The sequence below is a fragment of the Oceanicola sp. S124 genome, from assembly GCF_000220565.1.
Taxonomy (GTDB): Bacteria; Pseudomonadota; Alphaproteobacteria; order Rhodobacterales; family Rhodobacteraceae; genus Pseudooceanicola.
Map to the genome: position 1 here is coordinate 1 of NZ_AFPM01000015.1, position 22273 is coordinate 22273.

Consider the following 22273-nt stretch of genomic DNA (forward strand, 5'->3'; position numbering starts at 1 on the left):
TGGTACATGTCGGCCTGACCCGCGGTCACGGCGTCAAAGACCTCCAGCGCGCCGACCAGCTCGCCCCGCGGCCTTGGCTTCCACCACCATCGAGCCACCGGACAGCTCGTTGACGTTGTTGACGAAACGCTCGACCGAGTCCCAGACACCGGCCAGGCCGCGCGGCCAGGTGGTGACCATGGTCAGCTTGACCTGGCCCTGGGCGACGGCCGGAGCGGCCAGCGACGATGCGGCTGCCGCCGTGCCGCCGATGGCGGAAGTTTTCAGAAAAGAACGACGATCCATTTGGGCTCCTCCCCATGAGTTTCTTGAAGCCCCGTCCCCGGGGCGGATCGTTAGCAGTGCAGCGGACCGTAGCCTTTGGCGAGGGCGCGGCGAAATACCAAAGATTGCGTAGATTGGCCGCGATCTTGCCGAAAACTACCCGCATACCGGGTATTCCCCAGCGTCATGCCGGATCTCATTCGCGCTTTTCGAGCCCGGCGGACCCGAGTCGGCCCACCCCTCGCCGAACTGGGAATCACCGGCCGAAGCGCCTAGAACCGAGACATGACACGGCCCCGTGCCCGCCCCGCGCCACGGCTTCAGGACCGCCTGGCGCTTTCCTACGGACAGAAGCTGTTCCTTCTGGCCACGCTGCCGCTCATCCTGGCGGTGGCGGCAATCTCGCTGCTGGTGGCGGCGCAGTCGCGCGCCCTGGCCGAGCGCGAGATCGCGGCGCTGGAACGCCAGATGATCGCCGCCAAGAAGGCCGAGCTGCGCAACTACGTCGACCAGGCCCGCAACGGGTTGAACCGGATCTACGGCATGGCCGGCCCGGATGACGGCCGCGCCCAGGAGCAGGTCAAGCAGATCCTCTCGGCGATGATCTACGGCGACGAGGGCTTCTTCTTCGTCTACGACTACGACGGCACAAACCTGGTCTCGCCGCGCCAGACCGGGATGATCGGGCAGAACTGGCTTGATCTGACCGATGGCAACGGCGTGGCGGTGGTGCGCGAGTTCATCAAGACCGCGCGCCAGGGCACCGGCTATGTCACCCATCTCTGGCCCAAGCCCTCGACCGGGCAAGAGGCGCTGATGGTGACCTACGTGACCGCCCTGCATTCCTGGAGATGGGCCATGGGCACCGGCGTCTTCATCGACGACGTGCTGGCCACGACGGCAGCGGCGCGGGCCGATGTCGAGGCGCGGGTGCAGCGCACCTTCCTGCATATCGGCGGCATCACGGCGGGCGCGCTGGTGCTGGTCTTCGCCTCGGGCCTGTTGATCAACATCCGCGAGCGGCGGCTGGCCGATGCCAAGCTGAAGGCGCTGACCCAGCGGGTCTTCGATGCCCAGGAGGAAGAGCGCGGCCGCGTCGCCCGCGAGCTGCACGACGGCATCTCGCAGCTGCTCGTCGGGGTGCGGTATGCGCTGGACAGCGCGCGGCGCCGGCTCGATGCCGGCGACGCGCGCGCCGGCGAGACGCTCGACCGCGGCATGTCCTCGCTGTCGGAGGCGATCCAGGAGGTGCGCCGCATCTCGCGCGACCTGCGGCCCGGGGTGCTGGACGATCTCGGCCTCGGCCCGGCGCTGAAGGCGCTGATCGAGGACTTCGGCGCTCGCACCGGAATCGCCGTCGACTTCTCGACCGTGGTGTTCCGCAACCGGCTGCAGAACGACGCCAAGATCGCCCTTTATCGCATCGCCCAGGAGGCGCTGACCAATGTCGAACGCCACTCCGGCGCGTCCCATGTCGCCATGGACTTGCGTGGCCACCGCTCGGGCGCCACGCTGAAGATCTCGGACGATGGCTGCGGCCTGCCAGGGGCGGCGCAGCAGGCCAAGGGCATGGGCCTGAGGAACATGCAGGAACGGGTCGACCAGGTGGGCGGCACACTGCGCATCTTCTCGACCCGCAGCGGCGCCGAGACCGGCACGCTGATCGAAGTCACCGTGCCGCCCTCGAAGGTGATCGACGCCTCCTCCGACGATCTCGACGCCCGCGAGGCGCCGGCCCAGAAGAACCCGCGCGTGGTCTCCTCCCCGCGCCGCAAGGGAAAGGACAGCGCATGACCAGCGCCCCGAAGCCGCAGCCCGCCCCGCCGGTGCGCGTCGCCATCGTCGACGATCACGCCCTGGTGGCCGAGGGCATCGAGGCCATTCTCGACAGCTTTCCCGACATCCAGGTCGTCGGCACCTACAGCAATGGCCGCGGCATCATCGAGGCGGTCGAGGACATCCGCCCCGATGTCATCCTGCTGGATCTCAACATGCCCGAGATGGGCGGCCTGACCGCCTGCGAGATCCTGCTGGAAGAACACCCCTGGCTGAAGATCCTGATCCTGTCGATGCATGACAGCCCCGAGTACATCTCGACCGCGCTGGACCATGGCGCGCGGGGCTACGTGCTGAAGGACGTGCCGACGGACGAGATCAAACGCGCCATCGACGCGGTCATGGCCGGAGAGCGTTACCTCTGCACCGGCGCCCAGGGCTCTCTCGCGCCGCCGCGCGGAGCCGGGCACCTGACCAACCGCGAACAGACGATCCTGCTACAGCTGGCCCAGGGCAAATCCAACAAGGAGGTCGCCATCGCGCTGGATATCTCTGTCCGCACGGTCGAGACGCACCGCAAGAACATCAAGAAGAAGCTCGGGATCTCCTCGACCGCCGGCCTCACCCGCTACGCGCTGGAACACGGCGTGCTGCGCGACGCGACGCAGAGGTTCTGAGACCCCGCCGGCCGCGCTGCCTCCGTCCCTGCGCCCCGGCCCGGCGGGATGGTTCCCGGCGCCCGTTCGCGCCCAGGGGCCTGCGAGCGCGGGCCAGGGCGCCGGGAGGATCGGGCAACCGCAGGCCCACTCCGGTTGCCGCCCAGATGCCGCTCGGTTGCCCCCGGGTGCCGCGACGGCAGGAAAGCCCTTGTCCACAGGGCTCCGCCGCTTTTCGCTGCGACGCCGCGCCGTTTTCCGCAAAGATTTCCGCCAAAAGACGCAACTTTCGGAAACAAAATGAGGAACCAGCGAAACTTTTCTCTCGCATTAACGGTTGACCTTCCGAAAATCCCCTCGTATGCCTCCCTATACGAACGAAGGAGCCCTTGGGACATGACCGCGCTAGTAATTATCGTAGGAGCTTGGCGCATGGGCCGGTGAAAGCCGGAGACCCGTTCAGGACCCCATGCGCCCCCGGATCATCCCCCGGGGGTTTTTTATTGCCCGCGCCCAGGCGCGGGGGCGAGGAGAGCCGCAACAGCGGCGACAGACGGAGAAGCAAGATGGCACGTCAGATGAGCGGTGCGAAAATGGTGGTCCAGGCCCTGAAGGATCAGGGTGTGGACACGGTATTCGGCTATCCCGGCGGTGCCGTCCTGCCGATTTATGACGAGATCTTCCAGCAGAACGACATTCGCCACGTGCTGGTGCGCCACGAACAGGGCGCGATCCATGCCGCCGAGGGCTATGCCCGCTCGACCGGCAAGCCCGGCGTGGCACTGGTGACCTCTGGCCCCGGGGCGACCAATGCGGTCACCGGGCTGACGGATGCGCTGCTCGACTCGATCCCGCTGGTCGTGCTCTCGGGCCAGGTGCCGACCTTCATGATCGGCACCGACGGCTTCCAGGAGGCCGACACCGTCGGCATCACCCGTCCCTGCACCAAGCACAACTGGCTGGTCCAGGACACCGACGACCTGGCGCGGATCCTGCATTCCGGCTTCCATGTCGCCACCTCGGGCCGTCCCGGCCCGGTGCTGATCGACATTCCCAAGGACGTGCAGTTCGCCACCGGCACCTACCAGCCCAAGCCCAAGGCGACCGAGTACCGCTACCAGCCGCGGCTCAAGGCCGATGTCGAGGATCTGACCGAGCTGGTTGCGGCACTGGAAACCGCCAAGCGTCCGGTCTTCTATACCGGTGGCGGCGTGATCAACTCGGGCCCCGCCGCGTCGCAGTTGCTGCGCGAGCTGGTCGAGGCCACCGGTGTGCCGATCACCTCGACCCTGATGGGGCTTGGCGCCTACCCGGCCTCGGGCGAGAAGTGGCTGGGGATGCTGGGCATGCATGGTCTCTACGAAGCCAACATGGCGATGCATGACTGCGACCTGATGATCTGCATCGGCGCCCGTTTCGACGACCGTATCACCGGGCGCACCGATGCCTTCTCGCCGAACTCTCTGAAGGCCCATATCGACATCGACCCCAGCTCGATCAACAAGGTGATCCACGTCGACTTCCCCATCGTCGGCGACATCGCCCATGTGCTCGAAGACCTGCTGCGCATCTGGAAGGCCCGCGGCCGCCAGATGAACCGCGAGGGCCTGGCCAAGTGGTGGAAGAAGATCGAGGGCTGGCGCGAGGTGAAATGCCTCACTTACAAGACCTCCGACAAGATCATCAAGCCGCAGTACGCGCTTGAACGGCTCGAGGCGCTGACCAAGGACCGGGATCGCTACATCACCACCGAGGTCGGCCAGCACCAGATGTGGGCGGCGCAGTTCCTCGGCTTCGAGGATCCGAACCGCTGGATGACCTCGGGCGGGCTCGGCACCATGGGCTACGGTTTCCCCGCCTCGATCGGCGTGCAGATGGCCCACCCCGAAAGCCTGGTGATCAACGTCGCCGGCGAGGCCTCCTGGCTGATGAACATGCAGGAGATGGGCACCGCGGTGCAATATCGCCTGCCGGTCAAGCAGTTCATCCTCAACAACGAGCGCCTCGGCATGGTGCGCCAGTGGCAGGAACTGCTGCACGGCGAGCGCTATTCCTCGAGCTGGTCCGAGGCGCTGCCCGATTTCGTCAAGCTCGCCGAGGCCTTCGGCGCCAAGGGCATCCAGTGCTCGGACCCTGCCGACCTCGATGACGCGATCATGGAGATGCTCAACTACGACGGCCCGGTGATCTTCGACTGCCTGGTCGAGAAGCACGAGAACTGCTTCCCGATGATCCCGTCGGGCAAGGCCCACAACGAGATGCTGCTCGGCGACGCCTCGACCAAGGGCGCCATCGAGGTCGGCGGCGCGGTGCTGGTGTAAGGACGGGGCGCTGCCGGGGGTGGGATATCTCCCACCCTACGCCATGCGCGCCCGCCCGCCCCTCCGCGTAGGGTGGGAGTCATCCCACCTTCCGCCCCCACGGCCCGGTCCCTCGGGCAGAGTAACAGCGCAGGCGGGGTCGCCCCGCCTCCCCCGGAAGCCCCTCGGGCGACGCGATCGCCGCAAGGAGGAAACGAGATGAACGCACTTAAGATCAAGAAGGGCGCGACCAGCCACTCCGCCTACAACCTTCGCCCCACCTTCTCGGACGTGGTCGAACAGCACACCCTCGCGGTGCTTGTCGACAACGAAGCAGGGGTTCTAGCCCGGGTCATCGGCCTGTTTTCGGGGCGTGGCTACAACATCGAAAGCCTGACCGTGGCCGAGGTGGATCACACCGGCAAGCGGAGCCGCATCACCATCGTCACCCGTGGCACACCCCAGGTGATCGAGCAGATCAAGGCCCAGCTTGGCCGCATCATCCCGGTGCACCAGGTCAACGACCTGACCGTCGAAGGCCCCTCGGTCGAGCGGGAGCTGGCGCTGATCAAGGTCGAGGGCAGCGGCGACAAGCGGGTCGAGGCCCTGCGGCTGGCCGATATCTTCCGCGCCAAGGTGGTGGATTCCACCCATACCAGCTTTGTCTTCGAGCTGACCGGCGCGCCCGACAAGATCGACGCCTTCGCCGAGCTGATGCGCCCCCTCGGCCTGGTCGAGCTGGCCCGCACCGGCGTCGCCGCCCTGTCGCGCGGCGGCGAGGCCTGAGCCCCGCGCCCGCCCGGCCCGACATCCTTAACGAAACACGAAACCGCGCGGCAGAGCCGCGCGGTTTCCGCTTTTCCCATGGGAGGTTTCCGGCCTGGACACTCCGGGGTCGTCGACCTGACGAGCCGTCAGGCCTTCCCCATGGCCGCCCCGGTCCCTGTCAGGACAGCTTCACGGCCCGACGCCTCTTGGCGTCACGCTCCTCGGCTGTCGGGAAGGACACCACGATCGGGCGCCCTCCGTCACTGGGAGGCGTCGGGTGTGGCTTGCGCGCCGCAGTCCCTGCGACACCCCCCGCTTCCTTCAGTCGTCCGGCCAGCGAGGGATAATGATCCTCGGCTACAAGGCGCGGGTTCTCGGCCATGCGCATGTCGCCGCTCTCACTCAGGTCGAACTGCACCAGGTCACCCGGATCGAGGCCCACACCTCCATCCATATTACCAATTGATTTTGAACGAAAAAAAGCAAGATCTCCGTGATCTTCGCACCATATAACAGCCGCTTTGTCGTCGGCTGCCCGCCACAGCACTATCCCGAACATTGGCTTCCCCGTGGTTCGTTTCCGCGTTTACCCTCGATTCAGGATGAGAGAAAACCCTTCTCTTTTACATATCTCGAAACGTGTCGGCCTGTCTGATTTTGTGTCGCCACACGCCCAAAATGACGTTATACAGATACATGTATGACGTTGCATAGCGTCAGCTCCAAGAAAAAGAAACTGAAACAGTGGAATAGAAATGAAGAGATGCCATGAAGACGCGTCCGGGGTGGTAGAAAATGGTTAGCCAGAGTCTCAAATCCGACCAGGGTGAGCTGAAGCCCGTCGAAATCCGCAATATCTTTGGCGCGAACCTGCGCCAGCTCAGCAGCGCCTATCCCTCGATCGCGGGCCTCTGCCGCGAGCTGGGGATCAACCGCACCCAGTACAACCGCTACCTCTCGGGCGAGAGCTTTCCCCGCCCGGATGTACTGCACCGCATCTGCCAGTTCTTCGGCACAGATGCGCGGATCCTGCTGGAACCGGTCGACGATATCGGCACCGGCAGCACCGATCTTCTGAACCACCCCGTCATTTCTGAGTACCTCGGCAAATCCGCCACGCTGGTGGATGAGCAGATGTTTCCCTCGGGTTTCTACCGGTTCACCCGCGTCAGCTTCATCGACACCGAGAAGGCCGTCATGGGGCTGGTCTACATCTCGCGCGCGGACGGGCTGACCTTCCTGCGCGGCTTCGAAGCCCGCGAGGCGATGCGCCAGCAGGGCCTGCCCGATGACCCCCAGACACGTGAATTCCGCGGCCTGATGCTGGCCCAGGAACAGGGCGTGGCGGCGCTGGTGGCCCGGCGCGGCTCGGTCACCTGCTCGTTCAACTTTCTGGCCCGGGTCGCGGCCTTCGACAACAACTTCTGGGAAGGCTACACCACCCGCACCATCCGCGAGGCCGTCTCGGGCCCCCGCGCGGCGCGCGTGGTCTACGAGCACCTTGGCCGCAACGTGAAGCAGGTCATGGCCTGCGCGCGCGAGGCCGGGCTGATCCCCGAAGAGCGGATCCCCCCCTTCCACCGCCGTCTGCTGCGGATCGGAGAAAGCTTCCGCTGAAGCCGATCAACGTGTGGGACCAACGAAAAGGGCGCCAGCAGGGCGCCCTTCTTGATGACGTCGAGATGCAGATTGGTCCCCGCCCGCGGGGCGGTCAGCCCGGTCGCTGCCCCCGGGCCTCCATGAAGGCCGAGAGGCGGCGCAGCGCCTCTTCGATATCCCCGGTGGAGCGCGCATAGGAAAAGCGCAGCGTCCCCTGCCCGCGCGCCTTGTCGAAATCGAGGCCCGGCGTCACCGCCACCCCCGCCTCTTCCAGGATCTCGCGGGCAAACAGCAGCGAGTCCGACGTCAGCTCGCTGACATCGGCGTAGAGGTAGAAGCCCCCGTCGGGCGGAGCGATCCGGGTGAACCCGGCGCGCGGCAGCCCCTCCAGCAGCAGCTGGCGATTGCGGGCATAGACGGCACGGTTTGCCTCCAGCTCATCCACCGCGTCAAGCGCGGCCAGAGCCACCACCTGGCTGGCGGTCGGAGCGCAGATGAACATGTGCTGGGCCAGGCGTTCGACCCGGCGCACGTGATCCTCGGGAACCACCATCCAGCCGACCCGCCAGCCGGTCATCGAGAAGTACTTCGAGAAAGAGTTGATGACATAGCAGTCGTCGGTGATCTCCAGCGCCGAAACCGCGCGGCCCTCGTAGTGCAGCCCGTGGTAGATCTCGTCCGAGATGAAGGCCGTGTCCTCGGCCTCCGCGGCGCCGATCAGCGCCTGCATCGCACCATGGTCCAGCATGGTGCCCGAGGGGTTGCCCGGCGAAGCTACCAGCAGGCCATCCAGCCCCAGCCCCGAGATATCCCCGGGCGTCGGCTGGTAGCGGTTGGCGGCGGCGGTTTCGATCACCACCGGCTGAAGATCCATGGATTTCAGGATCTGCAGATAGGACGGATAGCCCGGCGCGCCGATCCCCACCCGCTGCCCCGCATCGAAGAGCGAGGCGAAGCTCAGCAGGAAGCCGGCGGACGAGCCCGACGTCACCACCACACGCTCGGGGTCGAGATCGACGCCGTACCAGCGCTGGTAGAGCCGGGCGATACCCTGCCGCAGCTCGGGCAGGCCAAGGGTCAGCGAGTAGCCGAGAGAGCGCTGCTCCTGCGCCTGCGCCAGCGCCTTGCGGGCAACTTCGGGCGCGGGGGTGCCGGGCTGGCCGACCTCCATGTGGATGATCCGCCGCCCGGCGGCCTCAAGCTCGGCGGCGCGGGACATGACGTCCATCACGATGAAGGGCGCGACCTCTCCGCGACTTGAAACTCGCATGGGCATCTCCGATGGTGGCTCAGGTTGGTCCCGTTTCATCAGGCGCGGCCGGCAAGGTCAAGGAAGGCCCCCGCGGGCCGGGAGGGTCAGTTGGTGCACCTGCGCACAATTCTTGCAGCCTGCCTGTTTTTCATCGCCGGCTCCGCACAAGCGGCGACGCTGCTGCGCGATCCGGATATCGAACATGCCCTGAACCGGCTGGCGCGTCCCATCCTTCAGGCGGCGGGGCTGCCGGCCAGTCTGCCCGTGCTGGTGGTCGAGGACGGGCGGCTGAATGCCTTTGTCATCGACCGCAACGCGATCTTCCTGAACTCGGGCATGGTGCTGCGCACCTCCAGCGCCGCCGAGCTGCAATTCGTCATCGCCCACGAGGCCGCCCATATCGCCAATGGCCATATCACCCGCCGCCGCCTGAACGCCGAGCACAGTGCCAACATGGCCAAGCTGGGCGTTGCCATCGGCATCGCCGCCGGGGCGGGATCCGGGAACCCCGAGGCCGGCGCCGGGCTGGCCCTCGGGCTGGCCAATTCGGCACAGCGCGCGCTCTATGGCCATACCCGCGCCGAAGAGAGCAGCGCCGATCAGACCGCCATCCGCTGGATGTCCATCGCCGGGCTGGACACCGGCGGTGCGATATCGCTGATGGATGTCTTCCGCGGCCAGGAGCATCTGTCGAGCAGCCGTATGGATCCCTACGCCCGCTCGCACCCGCTGTCGCGCGACCGGCTACGCCGCCTCGAGGCGCTGAACCAGAGCTACGGCAAGGCGGCTGTCAGCGATGCGGACCGCTATTGGTACGAACGCGCCAAGGGCAAGCTCTCGGCCTTCCTGCGTGAGCCGCGCTGGACCGAGGCCCGTGCCGGTGACAGCCCGACCCGCGACATCGAATGGATGCGCCTTGCGGTGGTAAAGCATCGCCGCTCGGACTGGCAGGGCGCCGTGGCGCTGATCGACCGCGCCCTGGCCGAACGGCCCGGGGATGCCTTCTACACCGAGCTAAAAGGTCAGATCCTTCTGGAAGCCCGGCAATTCGCCGCTGCCGAGGCCGCCTATCGCCGCGCCGCCGATCTTGCTCCGAAGGATGCGCTGATCCTTGCCTCTCTCGGTCATGCCATGGTCGTGCAGGGTGGTGACGCGCGGCTGCGCGCCGCCCTGCCGGTGCTGGAACGCGCCCGGGCGCTGGACTACCGCAACGGCAAGGTGATGCGCGACCTCGGCTCGGCCTACGCCCAGCTTGGACAGCCCGGCATGGCGGCGCTTTCAGTCGCCGAACGCCATGCGCTTGCGGGCCGTGCAAAGGATGCGCGGATCCAGGCCGAGCGCGCCGCGGGCCTTTTGCCACAGGGGTCCCCGGCTTGGCAAAGAGCCCAGGATGTGCTCAATGCAACCAAGGACGAGGGCTGAAAACCGCCCCCTGAACACCACGGCCACGGCCGTTTCCCCATGCCGCCCGGCCCCATCCGGGGGCCTGAAGAAAGACCGATCATGTCCGAGAAAAGCCTGCGCCCGATCCTGACCACCGCCGTCGTGACCGCCGTCCTGACCGGCGCCGCCGTCTACGCGGTCACCCACATGCCCGCCGAGACCGAGATCGAGGCCGCCGCCGCCGGAGCCGCATCCTCTGCCTCGGTCGAGCTCAGCGCCGCCGAGCGGGACAGCTTCCGCGGCGAGGTCCGCGCCTACCTGATGGAGCACCCCGAGGTGCTGCTGGAGGCGATCCAGGTACTCGAAGACCGCCAGGCGGTCGAGGCCGCAGAGGCCGAGGTCGACATGGTGCGTGACAATGCCGAGGCGCTGTTCAACGACGGGGTCTCGTGGGTTGGCGGTAATCCCGAGGGCGACATCACCCTGGTGGAATTCATGGACTACCGCTGCGGCTACTGCCGCAAGGCCTTCGAAGAGGTCGAGGAACTGGTGGCCACCGATGGCAACATCCGTTTCGTGCTGAAGGAGTTCCCGATCCTGGGTGAAGAGAGCCTGGCCGCTTCGCAGCTGGCCATCGCCACCCAGCTGGCCGCCGGCGACGATGCCTACAAGCGGATGCATGACGCGCTGATGGTGCATTCGGGGGGCTTCGACGAGGTCACCGTGCGCCGCCTGCTGAGCTCTCTGGGCATCGAGGAAGAGCCGGTGATCGCCATGCTCGGAAGCCCCGAGGTGACCGAGGTGATCAACGCGAACCGCGCCCTGGCCCAGAAGCTGCAGATCACCGGCACGCCGACCTTCGTGATGCCCGAGACCATGCTGCGTGGCTACGTGCCGCTGGCCGGCATGCGCTCGATCGTGGCCGAGTTGCGCGCCGAGTGATGCCCCTGGCAAGCGGCTTGCTGAGCGGCCCGGCGCGGCAGCACATGTGGCGGCACATGCGGCGGCGGGCCCCTGCCCTCGCCCTGACCCTGCTGCTGGCCGGTCCGGCGGCTGCGGATCCGGGGCTGTGGCAGAAGCTGTCGGCCCAGCCCGACCTCTTCGCGCGCGAGCTGCGCGCGATGCTGCTGGAGCAGCCAGAGGTGATCGAGGCGGCCCGCGCCGAAGCCCGCCGCCGAATGGCCGAGGATGCGGCCTCGGACCTCGCGGCCGAGATCGACGGGGATCAAGCGCTCATCGCCCGCCACGGAGAGTCTCTCTTTGGCGTCACCCCGCAGGGCTTCGGCGGCGATGGCCCCGCCGCGATCACCCTCTTCACCGCCGCCGGCTGCACTGATTGCCTTGCCGCAGAGACCGGACTGCGCGCCCTGGCCGACAGCCATCCCGGCCTGCGGGTCGAGGTGCGCAGCCTGTCGGACGCCCTGCCCGACCGGCTGAGCCGGGCGCTGGCCCGGCAAGAGGGCCCAGAGGCCGCCGCCCGTTTCCGCGCCGCGCTGGCCAAGGCTCCGAGCGATCCCGAAGCCCTTGCCACAAGCCTGTCGGACGCCCCCGAAGCGCTTCTGGCCCTCGCCGACAGTGCCGAGATTCGCGCCGCCCTGGCGCAGGAAAAGGCGCTTTTCGGCGCTCTGGGTCTGGATATGGCCCCTTCCTATGTCATGCCGGACCGGTTGATACGCGGGTCCATGCCGAAAATCGTCCTGGAGCGCTATCTCAACAATTAATTGACCGCTCTCAACACATATCACACACGCGACGCCATAGCGCGACAGGTGACGCTCGTGTTAAGGTAGTACCATGGACAAGGATGGTATCCAGGGACGCCCCTACAGGCTTTCGGACAGGCTGATCGGCCTGGTTGCCCTGTTGCCGATCCTGCTGTGGAAGCTGCTGCGCGCCCTCTTCGGCATCGCCATCGGCATCCTGCTCGTGCTGCTGCTGATCCAGGGTAGCACCTAGTCAGCGCTGCGGCCGGGCGGGGCCAAGTGCACCTGAACCGCGCCGGCAGGTGCAGGCGCTACTCGGCCGCCTGAGCCTCGACCTTGCCGTCCTCGATCGCCTCGGCGCGTTTCTCGACCTCTTCGACGATATGGTCGATCATCTGGGCGTTGCTCATCTTGTGGCTGGCCTTGCCGGCCAGGTAGACCATGCCGCTGCCCGCACCACCGCCGGTGAAGCCGACGTCGGTCATCAGCGCCTCGCCCGGCCCGTTGACCACGCAGCCGATGATGCTGAGCGACATCGGCGTCTTGATGTGCTCCAGCCGCTTCTCCAGCGCCTCGACGGTCTTGATCACGTCGAAGCCCTGCCGCGCGCAGGAGGGGCACGAGATGATGTTGACGCCCCGGTGACGCAGGCCCAGCCCCTTGAGGATCTCGTAGCCCACCTTCACCTCTTCCACCGGATCGGCGGAGAGGCTGACCCGCAGGGTGTCGCCGATGCCCATCCACAGCAGGTTGCCCATGCCGATGGCGCTCTTGATCGTGCCCGACATCAGCCCGCCGGCCTCGGTGATCCCGAGGTGGATTGGCGCGTCGGTCTGTTCGGCCAGCATCTGGTAGGCGGCGGCGGCCATGAAGACGTCCGACGCCTTCACCGAAATCTTGAACTCGTGGAAATCGTGGTCCTGCAGGATCTTGATGTGATCCATGCCGCTTTCGACCATGGCATCCGGGCAGGGCTCGCCGTATTTCTCCAGCAGGTGCTTTTCCAGGCTGCCCGCGTTCACCCCGATGCGGATCGAGCAGTTGTGGTCCTTGGCGGCCTTGATGACCTCGGCCACGCGCTTTTCGTCGCCGATGTTGCCGGGGTTGATGCGCAGGCAGGCCGCCCCCGCCTCGGCGGCCTCGATGCCGCGCTTGTAGTGGAAATGGATGTCGGCAACGATCGGCACCGGGCTTTCGCGGCAGATCTCCTTCATCGCCTTGGCAGAAGCCTCGTCGGGCACCGAGACGCGCACGATATCGGCGCCCGCCTCGGCGGCGCGGATGATCTGGTCCAGCGTCCCCTTCACATCCGTGGTGATCGTGTTGGTCATCGTCTGGACCGAGATCGGAGCCCCACCACCAACGGGCACATTGCCCACCATGATGCGGCGGCTCTCGCGGCGGTCGATGTTGCGCCAGGGACGGACGGGATTGTGCGACATGGGGAGGAAACCTCTGATTGCCTGGCGCAGGGATACGACAGCGGCACCGGGCGTGCAATGCACCCCGCGCCCTGTCTCTCAGATAGGCACCGGGGGCGTGGATGCAACCGCGACCGGCTTCACCCACTCCATGACATGGAACCAGGGCACGCGCGTGTATTTCTCGACCCGCTCGGCCGGGCCGCCATGGGGGGCGGGTTCGTCGAAATGCACCAGCTGCAGGCCGGCGCCCAGCAGGAGCTGCATGTAGAGCGTCATCGGACGGTGCCAGTTGCGGATCTCGATCCCCGCCCACGAGACCCACTCGGCCCGTTCTTCCAGGTATCGGTCCATGGCGAAGGCGGTCGAGCGCCCCTGCCCATCCTTCTGCCAGGCCCCGGCGGTGCAGAAGGGATTGATGTTGGCGATCAGCAGCCGACCGCCGGGGCGGAGCACCCGCGCCGCCTCGGCAATGGCGGCCCCGATATCGTCGATGTCGATCAAGGTCAGGTAGGAGATCACAAGGCCAAAGCTTGCATCGGCGAAGGGCAACGCCTCGGCGCCCGCCCTGACGTAGCGGCCCTGCGGATCCAGGCTGCGGGCTCGGGCCAGCAGGCTCGGCGTCGGCTCGATCCCGGTCACCGCATGGCCCTGCGCCGAGAGCAGGCGGCAGAAGCGGCCCTCGCCGCAGCCGAGATCCAGCACCGGCCCCGCTTCAGATCCCGTCACCGAGGGCACACCGATCCGTTCAAGCATGGCCCGGTCCAGGATATACGCGCGGCTGAAATCGCCCTGGTCCTGCTGGCTGTCGATCCAGGCCTGGGCCGAGTTTTCCCAGCCGTTGTTCCCTGTCTCATTCATGACGCTCTCCTTCCCGGCAAGGTGGAGGGTCTACGCCCTCGGCGGCGGCAGCTCAAGTGAAGGTTCCAGGACGAAAACACCCGGCGCAGGGCGCCGGGTGCGAAAGGGTCTGCGGGCCGCGGCGGCGCGGTCAGTCGGCCACGACACCCGTGTCCGCCTCGGCCAGGGCGATCATCTTCTCGGCCTCGGGATCGCGCGACAGGTCGGCAAGGATGTACTTCGTCTTCAGGTCGTCGACCGAAAGCGCGACATTGCGGATCGTGCCGGTGCCCTCCCCGGCGGGACCGTAGTACTCGCCATCCACCTGGAAGTAGATCGAGCCCGACATCCCGGCGCGCAGCACCGGCGCGTCCTCGGTGTTGGGCAGCTTCCAGGTCTCTCCGGCGTCGAGGATCTTTTCGAACAGGATGGTGCCATCCGAGCCCTGCACCCGCACCCATGCGGGACGCACGGCCACAAGGCTGACGCCCGGCTTCGGGGCGGCGACAACCTGCGGCGAGGCCACCGGCTGACCGTCGCCATCCAGACCCAGCGACATGGCCACGGCGCGGTCCTCGGCGCTCATCTGGCCCGGCTGGGCTTCCGGCAACACCGGGGCCGAGGCCTGGGCGAAGGTGCCGATCTGCGAGGGGTTCAGGGTAGAGATCGGCGCGTCACGCGACACGACCACGGGTACGTCGAGCGCCCGGGGGCGATAGAGCCGGTCCATGCCGTCGCTCGGCGGCAGGAACACGCCCGCGTTCTGGGTGCCGGCCACCGGGTCCTCGACCTGGCGGGTGGCCCCGGCGAGCGGATCGAGATCGGCCAGCACGTCGGGGGTGTTCTCGACCGGGGCGAACTGCACCCGCTGCACTTCGTTCAGGACGGCATAGCCGCCATAGGCCAGCCCGCCGATCACCGCCAGCAGCACCAGCGACGAGCCGATGGCGGCCGGTTCGATGCGCGAGAAGAAGCTTTCCCCCTGCGGAATGAAGGGCGTGGTGGGGTCGGTAAAGGGATCGCTGCCGCGCGAGAGCTTGCGCGGCTCACGCGGTTCGGGACGCGAGCGCGAAGAGGCCTCGGCGGACATGCCATGGGCGGTGGTGAAACCGCTTTCGGCGCAGAACTTGGCGTAGGTCTGGTCGGGGTCCATGCCGAGGTAACGCGCGTAAGAGCGCACGTAGCCGGCGATGAAGCCGGGGGTATCGAAGGCGTCGGGGTCGGCATTCTCGATCGCGGCAATGTAATTTGCCTTGATCCGCAACTCGCGCTGAACATCCAGAAGCGACTTGCCCATGGTCGCGCGTTCGCCGCGCATGACGTCGCCGAGACGAAGCTCGAAGTCGTCGAAACCCTTGATGTCGCTGGATGCCTGTCCCCTGTCAGGCTGCTTACGCCGTATCATCCCGCTGCCCCATCTGCATTACGGAAACCCGATAATCCCCCGATTCGGATCTCCTTCTTTGTTTAGAAGACGGTAACATGTTTCAAGCTATTTGGTGCGGGGTTAACGAGGGATCCCCGAGATTTAGGCGTTCTTTTGCGCAGGCTGCCCGCATACAGACCCGGATGCCGGGAGGCATGGCGGCTCTTTCGGCGCATGGTTTGGCGACGGGGACAAATCACGAAGTCGCGCGTGAGACAACTGCCGGGCGCGCAACATGCGACCAAATGGGGGCAGAAGGGGTTGTTTGCGGGCGCTGTCAGGGGTGGATTGCATCCACCCTACGCGCGTGTCAGGCGTGGCGCCTTTCCCCCGGGCGACCTGACCTCCCCTGCCCGGACCGGTGCAATGTGACTGGCCCTATCCGACTGGCCCGATGCAATTGGCCCGATGCGAAACGGCCCGCCGCAGATGCGGTCGGGCCGTCCGGGGTCTCGGGAGAGACGGTGTCGACTGGGCTCAGCCCGCAAGCTCCTGGCGGTTCAGGGCGCAATGCGACCACAGACCGTCCATCGCGCGTACCAGCTTCTCGGTCTCCAGCGGGCCATGCACCGGCGAAGGGGTGAAACGCAGCCGCTCGGTGCCGCGCGGCACGGTCGGGAAGTTGATCGGCTGGACGTAGATGCCGTGGTCTTCCAGCAGCATGTCCGAGATCATTTTGGTATGCACCGGGTTGCCGACGATGACCGGCACGATATGGCTGCCGTGGTCGATCAGCGGCAGGCCCAGGGCCTTGAACCGGGTCTTGAGGATCTTCGCCCCCTCCTGGTGCTTGTCGCGCAGCGCCTGGTCGCCCTTCAGGTGGCGGATCGAGGCGGCACAGCCGGCCGCGACCGCCGGCGGGATCGAAGACGAGAAGATGAAGCCCGGCGCATAGGAGCGCACCGCGTCCACCATCTTGGCCGAGGCGGCGATATAGCCCCCCAGCACACCGAAGGCCTTGGCCATGGTGCCGTTGATGATGTCGATCCGATGGGCGATGCGGTCGCGTTCCGTGACGCCACCGCCGCGCGGCCCGTACATGCCGACCGCGTGCACCTCGTCGATATAGGTCAGGGCGTTGAATTCGTCCGCAAGGTCGCAGATCGCCTCGATCGGGCCGAAATCGCCGTCCATCGAATAGACCGACTCGAAGGCGATCAGCTTGGGCGCGGCGGGGTCGTCGGCCTCAAGCAGCTCGCGCAGGTGCGCGACGTCGTTGTGACGGAAGATCCGCTTGGCCCCACCGTTGCGCCGCACGCCCTCGATCATCGAGGCATGATTCAGCGCGTCGGAATAGATGATCAGCCCGGGGAACAGCTTGGGCAGGGTCGACAGCGTCGCGTCATTGGCCACATAGGCCGAGGTGAAGACCAGCGCCGCTTCCTTGCCGTGCAGGTCGGCCAGCTCGGCCTCAAGCGCCTTGTGATAGAGCGTCGTGCCCGAGATGTTGCGCGTGCCGCCCGATCCCGCCCCCGCCTTGTCCAGCGCGTCGTGCATCGCATCAAGCACCACCGGGTGCTGCCCCATCCCCAGGTAATCGTTGCCGCACCAGACAGTCACCGGCTGCTCTGACCCGTCGGGCCTGCGCCAGGTCGCATGGGGGAACTGCCCCTTGTGGCGCACGATGTCGATAAAGGTCCGGTAACGTCCTTCTTCGTGCAGCTTGCCGAGTGCCTGGTCGAGTTGGGCTTCGTAAGTCACGGGCTTGGTCTTTCCTTGCTTCGTCGTCTTCCCGGCAGGCCTTCGGGGCTCTCCGGCTGCGTTCCCCTGCGAGGTCCGGATGGTCTAACACCCTCTCCCGCAGTTTGGAATGAAAATAAGATCGTTCCCACGCTGCGTAAGCGTTACAAATTGACGCTCCCTCCCGCTTTGACATGGGTCAAGCCGCAGCCTGCCCCGGCGCATTCCCTTGCCGCCCGGCGACTCTCGGTGTCGAGGCCGCGCGGGGCAAATGAAATTTCCCTTAAAACAAGGCCGGCCACGCCCCGCTTCTACCCCCGTCCCGGCGCGGCCCGAAGCGCTTCCTGTCGCGCCTTCGTCGCGAATTGGAGCGATTGCCGCCCGACGGGGCGCCCGCACCCCGGCGCGCGCCTCCGTCTTGGCCACGTCGATCCGGGCCGCCGCTGGACACTGCCCGTGCCGGTGCTAGGCTCCGCGCGACGCAGGTGGCCCGTCTGCCTGCCCGAACCGGAAAAGGAGCTTCCATGTCCGCCCCCTCCCTGGATCCCGTGCTGTCGCGCATCGATTCCGACATCTCTGCCGCCACCGAGCGGCTGCTGGAGCTGCTGCGCATCCCCTCGATCTCGACCGACCCGGCCTACAAGGGCGATTGCGAAACCGCCGCCGACTGGCTGGTCGCCGACCTGGCCTCGATCGGCGTCAACGCTTCCAAGCGCCCCACCCCCGGTCACCCCATGGTCGTCGGTCATGCCGGGCCCAAGGGTGAGGGCGTGCCCCATGTCCTCTTCTACGGGCACTACGACGTGCAGCCGGTCGATCCGCTGAACCTCTGGGACAAGCCGCCCTTCGCGCCCGAGCTGCAGGAGACCCCCAAGGGCACCGTGATCCGCGGTCGCGGCTCGTCGGATGACAAGGGCCAGCTGATGACCTTCGTCGAGGCTTGCCGCGCCTGGAAGGCGATCCACGGCGAGCTGCCCTGCCGCATCACCTTCTTCTTCGAGGGCGAAGAGGAATCGGGCTCGCCCTCGCTGGTGCCCTACATGAAAGAGAACGCGGACGAGCTGAAAGCCGATATCGCGCTGATCTGCGACACCGGCCTGTTTGGCGAGGAAACCCCGGCCATCGTCACCATGCTGCGCGGGTTGCTGGGCGAAGAGCTGACCGTCAAGGCGGCCAGCAAGGACCTGCATTCCGGCATGTACGGCGGCATCGCGATGAACCCGATCCGGGCGCTGTCCAACGTCATCGCGCAACTGCATGACGAGACGGGCCGCATCACCGTGCCTGGCTTCTACGACGGCGTGCCCGAGCTGTCGGACGAGCTGAAGGCGCAATGGGCGGGCCTCGGCTTCGACGCGTCGCATTTCCTCGGCGAGGTCGGCCTGTCGGTGCCTGCGGGCGAAGACAGCGTGACGCCGCTGGAGATGATCTGGTCGCGGCCCACCTGCGAGGTCAACGGCATCTGGGGCGGCTATACCGGCGAGGGCTTCAAGACCGTGCTGCCTGCCGAGGCCCATGCAAAGATCTCGTTCCGGCTGGTCGGCCAGCAGGACCCGCTGGCGATCCGCGAGAGCTTCCGCGCCTATGTGCGCTCGCTGCTGCCCGCAGATGTCGAGGTCGAGTTCAAGGGCCATGGCGCCTCGCAGGCAGGCCAGATGGAGACCTCGGACCCCGCCTTCGAGAAGGCCCGGGCGGCGCTGTCGGACGAATGGCCCCAGCCTGCGGCCTTCGTCGGCTGCGGCGGCTCGATCCCGATTGCCGGGCATTTCCAGAAAATTCTCGACATGAATGCCATGCTGATCGGCTTCGGCAAGGATGATGACCAGCTGCATTCGCCCAACGAGAAATACGATCTTAATTCCTTTCATAAAGGAATCCGAAGCTGGGCCCGGGTGCTGGATGCACTGAGCCGCTGAACCTTCGGCGTCTCTCCCGGGCAGGGCTGCGGGAGAGACGCCATGGCACTGAACATCGAGGAAGAGATCGACCTGCGCATCGCCGCGATGGAGGCCGAGCCCTATGCCTCGACCCCCGCCGCCGAGGTGCGGCGCGAGATCCTGCTGGTCAGCGAGATCATTCACACCACTGGCATGGAGGCGGCGCCGCAATTGCGCGGGCTGTCGCAGATCGAGCTGCTGGGACTCGCCACCCCCAGCTCGACCGTGACCCGGGGCATCATCCGCTTCCGCCCCGAGGGCGAGCTGCGTGCTCCCTATTACAAGGAAGAGGATCACACGATCCGCCTCTGGCTGGATCTTCGCCACCTCGACCATGTGCTCTGGCAGCTCAATCACCGCAAGCGCTGGCTCTGGGTCGGCACCTGGCCCGACGGCTACACCTACGCCGACCTGCACAGCCGCCCCTGAGCGCGGCTGGTGGATTGCCATCCACCCTACGATGTCGGGAGGTCCGCCCTGCGCGCCAACCCGCCCTGTGTACCCCAGGCCCTGCGCCCCTGGAACACCTGGGCCAGGGCGCGCCCGAAGGCCCGGCCCGTCGCCCTCCCGCGTAGGGTGGATGACAATCCACCTTTGCCCGCGACCGGCAATGCCATGCCGTCGATGGCGCGCGCATCGGAGTGAGGGCAAGCCCCGCCCCGATGGCACCACGGCTGCCGCAGCGTGACGCTACGTTTGAGACTGACCGTGCCAACCCCGGAAAGCCCCGCCCCTGCCCCTGATCGGGCGAAAGGCAGCACCCCGGCCTCTGCCGATCTTGCCGGCAGGACGACATGACGAAACGGGCTTCGACCCGGACAGGTCGAACACCCTGCAAGACCGAAGACTTGCAAAACTTTCACAGACTGAGGGGAAAGTGGCGCGGTTGACGGGGCTCGAACCCGCGACCCCCGGCGTGACAGGCCGGTACTCTAACCAACTGAGCTACAACCGCTCTCTCACCGTGGAGGGCCTTCTATTCGCCGCACCTCGGGGCGTCAAGAAGGAAAATCCGCCGCATCGCGAATTAATCGCCAAGCCCCTGCGCGCAGGCCTTTTTCCAAAGGTTCCCCTCAGCCTCCGCTGCCCACCCCGGCCTCGCCACGCGGGCCCGGCACGGCGCCTCGCGCCCTCTCAGACCTTGGTCCCGGGTGCTGCCAAACCGCTTGACCGCCGTCCCGCACGGGGCATCCTGTTGCCGGAGCCAGAACGCCAGGCAGTCCGAATGGAGCTTTCACAACAAGACCTTGCGATGGTGCGCGCCTTCATCGCCGAGCTGGAAACGACCGCGCCCCCGGATGCCGAAAGGGTCCGCAAGCAGCGGCAGGCCCCGCGCCCGGACTGGTCCAAATTGGATCTGCCCGCGATCGACAGCGCCTATCGCCGCTTCTGGCTGGCACAGACCGGCACCGCGCGGCAGGCCTTCGCCGCGCAGCACGGCCCCGATTATCTGCTGGTGATCGCGAACGACCTGCCCCGACTCCTCGCCTACTGCCGTCATGTCCTGCAGGACCAGCGCGACCATGGCACCTGGCCCCGCCCCGATGCCTGTCGTCTGCTCTGCGAACACCTCTCGCACCGGCGGCGGTTCGACCTGGCACGCCGGGTCGAGATGGGCTTCGAGCGACAGGTCATCCGAAGCGACGGCCGCACCCGACAGCGCGCCTCGTGGCATCAATCCCCGGCCTGACCGGGAAAACCCGACTGCTCTTGTTTGTTTTATGTTTTGTTTCCATACACATGACACAAATTAGACGTTCCCATAGCGCCACCGCGGAACTACCCTTCAAGGGCGAACGGGTCGCATCGCGGCGCATTTTATGAGTGTGCAGACGGATAGATCGGCTGGCCGGTCCGGGTTGTCCCTCCCTGGCCCGGCGTCCCCGCAGCCAGATCTTCGGTTCGCAGGTGCCGCGCCCGATGCCTGGCCGCAAGGCCGCCCGTTCGCCATGGTTCCGCTGCCCCGCCCTGAACGGACGGAAGATCGCTGCGCCGCCCCGGCCGCTCCTCCGGCAGCCCGGTCCACCGACAGGTGCCCCTGCCCCGCACGCCCCCATCAGTCAGAAAACGCCCACGAAACAGGCAAATCCGCCCGAGGGGCAAGCGGATTGTCAGGGCGGCACCACCGCCTTGCGCGGAAATGTTCCCCGGGCAGGTGGCGCAAATGGCCTGTCAGACTACTATGTCTTCAAGGCCCGCGGTTCTCGACGGGCTCGCCCTCGTCCCCTCCGGAGGCGGAAAACCTGCTGGACTTACCGTCCAACAGCGAGATCAACTGGGAACACAGACCCAAGGCGCAGGCCCTCAAGTCGCCACAAGGAAGACCGGAAGCATTGCGAAATAAAGAAAAAGTTGGTGGGTGATGAGAGACTCGAACTCCCGACATCTTCGGTGTAAACGAAGCGCTCTACCAACTGAGCTAATCACCCGCCGAGCGCCCACCTACCCCAAGCAACAGGCCGGGCGCAAGAGGTGACATGACGAAACCTCCCTTCATGGTGTTCACGGATCTGGACGGCACGCTGCTGGATCACGAGAGCTATTCCTATGCCGCCGCCCTGCCCGCCCTGGCGCAGCTGAGGGCGCGCAATGTCCCTGTGGTGCTGGCCTCCTCCAAGACCGGCCCCGAGATCCATGCCCTACGCGAGGAGCTTCGGCTCTCGGCCTCGCCGGCCATCGTCGAGAACGGCGCCGGGCTGCTGCTGCCGCGCGAGGCGCCGCCCGGGCAGGGCGAGGCCTACCAGCGCCTGCGGGCCGCCCTCGACCTGCTGGACCCGGACCTGCGCCGCTGCTTCCGCGGCTTCGGCGACATCGGCCCCGAGGGCGTGGTCGAGGATGCCGGGCTGTCCTATGAGAAGGCCCGCATGGCCTGCCAGCGTGCCTGGTCGGAACCCGGGCTCTGGGAAGGCGACGCCGATCAGAAACGCGCCTTTCTCGCCGCGCTTGCCGATCATGGCATCACCGCGCGGCGCGGCGGGCGCTACCTGACGCTCTCCTTCGGGGGCACCAAGGCCGACCGCATGGACGAGGCGGCGGCGCTCTTCGGCCATCCGCCGAGGATCGCGCTCGGCGATGCGCCCAACGACCGCGAGATGCTGGAACATGCCGATATCGGCGTCATCATCGCCAATCCCCATGGCGCGCCCCTGCCCGAACTGCGCGGCGAGCGCGACGGCGCCATCCTGCGCAGCCAGAAATCCGGCCCCGCAGGCTGGAACGAGATGATGCTCAAGCTAACATCGAGACTGAGCTGACAGACCTGACCGAC

General features: G+C 66.7%; 19 protein-coding genes, 2 tRNA genes and 1 pseudogene. 13 read left to right on the top strand and 9 right to left on the bottom strand.

The window, feature by feature from the left end; all coding sequences use genetic code 11:
• Window positions 1–285: pseudogene (locus tag OS124_RS0101150) on the bottom strand (twin-arginine translocation signal domain-containing protein); the annotation flags it as partial.
• Window positions 286–549: 264 nt separating this feature from the next.
• Between OS124_RS0101150 and OS124_RS0101155 the strand changes: the two are divergent.
• From OS124_RS0101155 to ilvN, 4 genes are all read left to right on the top strand, one after another.
• Window positions 550–2058, top strand: coding sequence for a cache domain-containing protein (locus tag OS124_RS0101155; protein WP_010137428.1), 1509 nt, complete (start codon window positions 550–552; stop codon window positions 2056–2058).
• Window positions 2055–2717, top strand: coding sequence for a response regulator transcription factor (locus OS124_RS0101160; RefSeq protein WP_010137430.1), 663 nt, complete (start codon window positions 2055–2057; stop codon window positions 2715–2717). Before OS124_RS0101155 ends, OS124_RS0101160 begins: the two co-directional genes overlap by 4 nt.
• 545 nt (window positions 2718–3262) lie before the next feature.
• Window positions 3263–5017, top strand: a complete 1755-nt coding sequence (locus OS124_RS0101165) for an acetolactate synthase 3 large subunit (protein ID WP_010137431.1) — start codon at window positions 3263–3265, stop codon at window positions 5015–5017.
• A 198-nt stretch (window positions 5018–5215) separates the two neighbouring features.
• Window positions 5216–5782: an acetolactate synthase small subunit gene (ilvN, locus tag OS124_RS0101170; RefSeq protein WP_010137432.1), complete on the top strand. Its 567-nt coding sequence runs from the start codon at window positions 5216–5218 to the stop codon at window positions 5780–5782.
• Between the two features lie 160 nt (window positions 5783–5942).
• Here the strand turns inward: ilvN and OS124_RS26865 are convergent, their stop codons facing one another.
• On the bottom strand, window positions 5943–6323 hold the full coding sequence (locus OS124_RS26865) for a hypothetical protein (protein ID WP_138919380.1): 381 nt from the start codon (window positions 6321–6323) through the stop codon (window positions 5943–5945).
• Between the two features lie 236 nt (window positions 6324–6559).
• Between OS124_RS26865 and OS124_RS0101180 the strand changes: the two genes are divergently transcribed.
• Window positions 6560–7381: a helix-turn-helix domain-containing protein gene (locus OS124_RS0101180; protein ID WP_010137434.1), complete on the top strand. Its 822-nt coding sequence runs from the start codon at window positions 6560–6562 to the stop codon at window positions 7379–7381.
• A 94-nt stretch (window positions 7382–7475) separates the two neighbouring features.
• Here the strand turns inward: OS124_RS0101180 and OS124_RS0101185 are convergent, their stop codons facing one another.
• A complete protein-coding gene (locus OS124_RS0101185; protein ID WP_029375082.1) occupies window positions 7476–8633 on the bottom strand; it encodes a pyridoxal phosphate-dependent aminotransferase in 1158 nt (385 codons plus the stop codon).
• A gap of 93 nt (window positions 8634–8726) precedes the next feature.
• Between OS124_RS0101185 and OS124_RS0101190 the strand changes: the two genes are divergently transcribed.
• From OS124_RS0101190 to OS124_RS27175, 4 genes are all read left to right on the top strand, one after another.
• Complete coding sequence (locus OS124_RS0101190) at window positions 8727–10037, top strand: M48 family metalloprotease (RefSeq protein ID WP_337459410.1); 1311 nt, start codon at window positions 8727–8729, stop codon at window positions 10035–10037.
• A gap of 81 nt (window positions 10038–10118) precedes the next feature.
• Window positions 10119–10940 (top strand): DsbA family protein, encoded by an 822-nt coding sequence (locus OS124_RS0101195; RefSeq protein WP_010137437.1) that lies wholly within the window; start codon window positions 10119–10121, stop codon window positions 10938–10940.
• Window positions 10940–11719 (top strand): hypothetical protein, encoded by a 780-nt coding sequence (locus OS124_RS0101200; RefSeq protein ID WP_029375083.1) that lies wholly within the window; start codon window positions 10940–10942, stop codon window positions 11717–11719. The genes OS124_RS0101195 and OS124_RS0101200 overlap by 1 nt, the downstream gene beginning before the upstream one ends.
• Window positions 11720–11792: 73 nt before the next feature.
• On the top strand, window positions 11793–11954 hold the full coding sequence (locus OS124_RS27175) for a hypothetical protein (protein ID WP_168161415.1): 162 nt from the start codon (window positions 11793–11795) through the stop codon (window positions 11952–11954).
• A 58-nt stretch (window positions 11955–12012) separates the two neighbouring features.
• On the opposite strand, the gene ispG is transcribed toward OS124_RS27175, so the two are convergent.
• The 4 genes from ispG to hemA all read right to left on the bottom strand — a co-directional run bounded on the left by ispG (window position 12013) and on the right by hemA (window position 17089).
• Complete coding sequence (gene ispG, locus OS124_RS0101210; RefSeq protein WP_010137440.1) at window positions 12013–13143, bottom strand: flavodoxin-dependent (E)-4-hydroxy-3-methylbut-2-enyl-diphosphate synthase; 1131 nt, start codon at window positions 13141–13143, stop codon at window positions 12013–12015.
• A gap of 78 nt (window positions 13144–13221) precedes the next feature.
• Entirely contained in the window at window positions 13222–13983 is a 762-nt protein-coding gene (locus OS124_RS0101215; protein ID WP_010137441.1) for a class I SAM-dependent methyltransferase, read from the bottom strand.
• Window positions 13984–14113: 130 nt separating this feature from the next.
• Window positions 14114–15367, bottom strand: a complete 1254-nt coding sequence (locus OS124_RS0101220; protein WP_010137442.1) for a helix-turn-helix domain-containing protein — start codon at window positions 15365–15367, stop codon at window positions 14114–14116.
• Window positions 15368–15865: 498 nt separating this feature from the next.
• Entirely contained in the window at window positions 15866–17089 is a 1224-nt protein-coding gene (gene hemA / locus OS124_RS0101225; RefSeq protein ID WP_010137443.1) for a 5-aminolevulinate synthase, read from the bottom strand.
• 503 nt (window positions 17090–17592) lie between these two features.
• Here hemA and OS124_RS0101230 point away from each other — a divergent pair.
• Together OS124_RS0101230 and OS124_RS0101235 are read left to right on the top strand one after the other, a co-directional pair.
• The gene (locus OS124_RS0101230) at window positions 17593–18984 is read left to right on the top strand and encodes a M20/M25/M40 family metallo-hydrolase (protein ID WP_010137444.1); all 1392 of its coding nucleotides are present in this window, start codon (window positions 17593–17595) and stop codon (window positions 18982–18984) included.
• Window positions 18985–19026: 42 nt separating this feature from the next.
• Window positions 19027–19434: a hypothetical protein gene (locus OS124_RS0101235; protein WP_010137445.1), complete on the top strand. Its 408-nt coding sequence runs from the start codon at window positions 19027–19029 to the stop codon at window positions 19432–19434.
• A gap of 449 nt (window positions 19435–19883) precedes the next feature.
• Here the strand turns inward: OS124_RS0101235 and OS124_RS0101240 are convergent.
• Window positions 19884–19960 (bottom strand) — tRNA-Asp (locus OS124_RS0101240).
• 270 nt (window positions 19961–20230) lie between these two features.
• Here OS124_RS0101240 and OS124_RS0101245 point away from each other — a divergent pair.
• Entirely contained in the window at window positions 20231–20695 is a 465-nt protein-coding gene (locus OS124_RS0101245) for a hypothetical protein (protein WP_138919381.1), read from the top strand.
• Window positions 20696–21358: 663 nt separating this feature from the next.
• Here the strand turns inward: OS124_RS0101245 and OS124_RS0101250 are convergent.
• A tRNA-Val gene (locus OS124_RS0101250) sits at window positions 21359–21434 on the bottom strand.
• Between the two features lie 48 nt (window positions 21435–21482).
• Between OS124_RS0101250 and OS124_RS0101255 the strand changes: the two genes are divergently transcribed.
• A complete protein-coding gene (locus OS124_RS0101255) occupies window positions 21483–22259 on the top strand; it encodes an HAD-IIB family hydrolase (RefSeq protein WP_010137449.1) in 777 nt (258 codons plus the stop codon).
• Window positions 22260–22273: the final 14 nt, after the last annotated feature.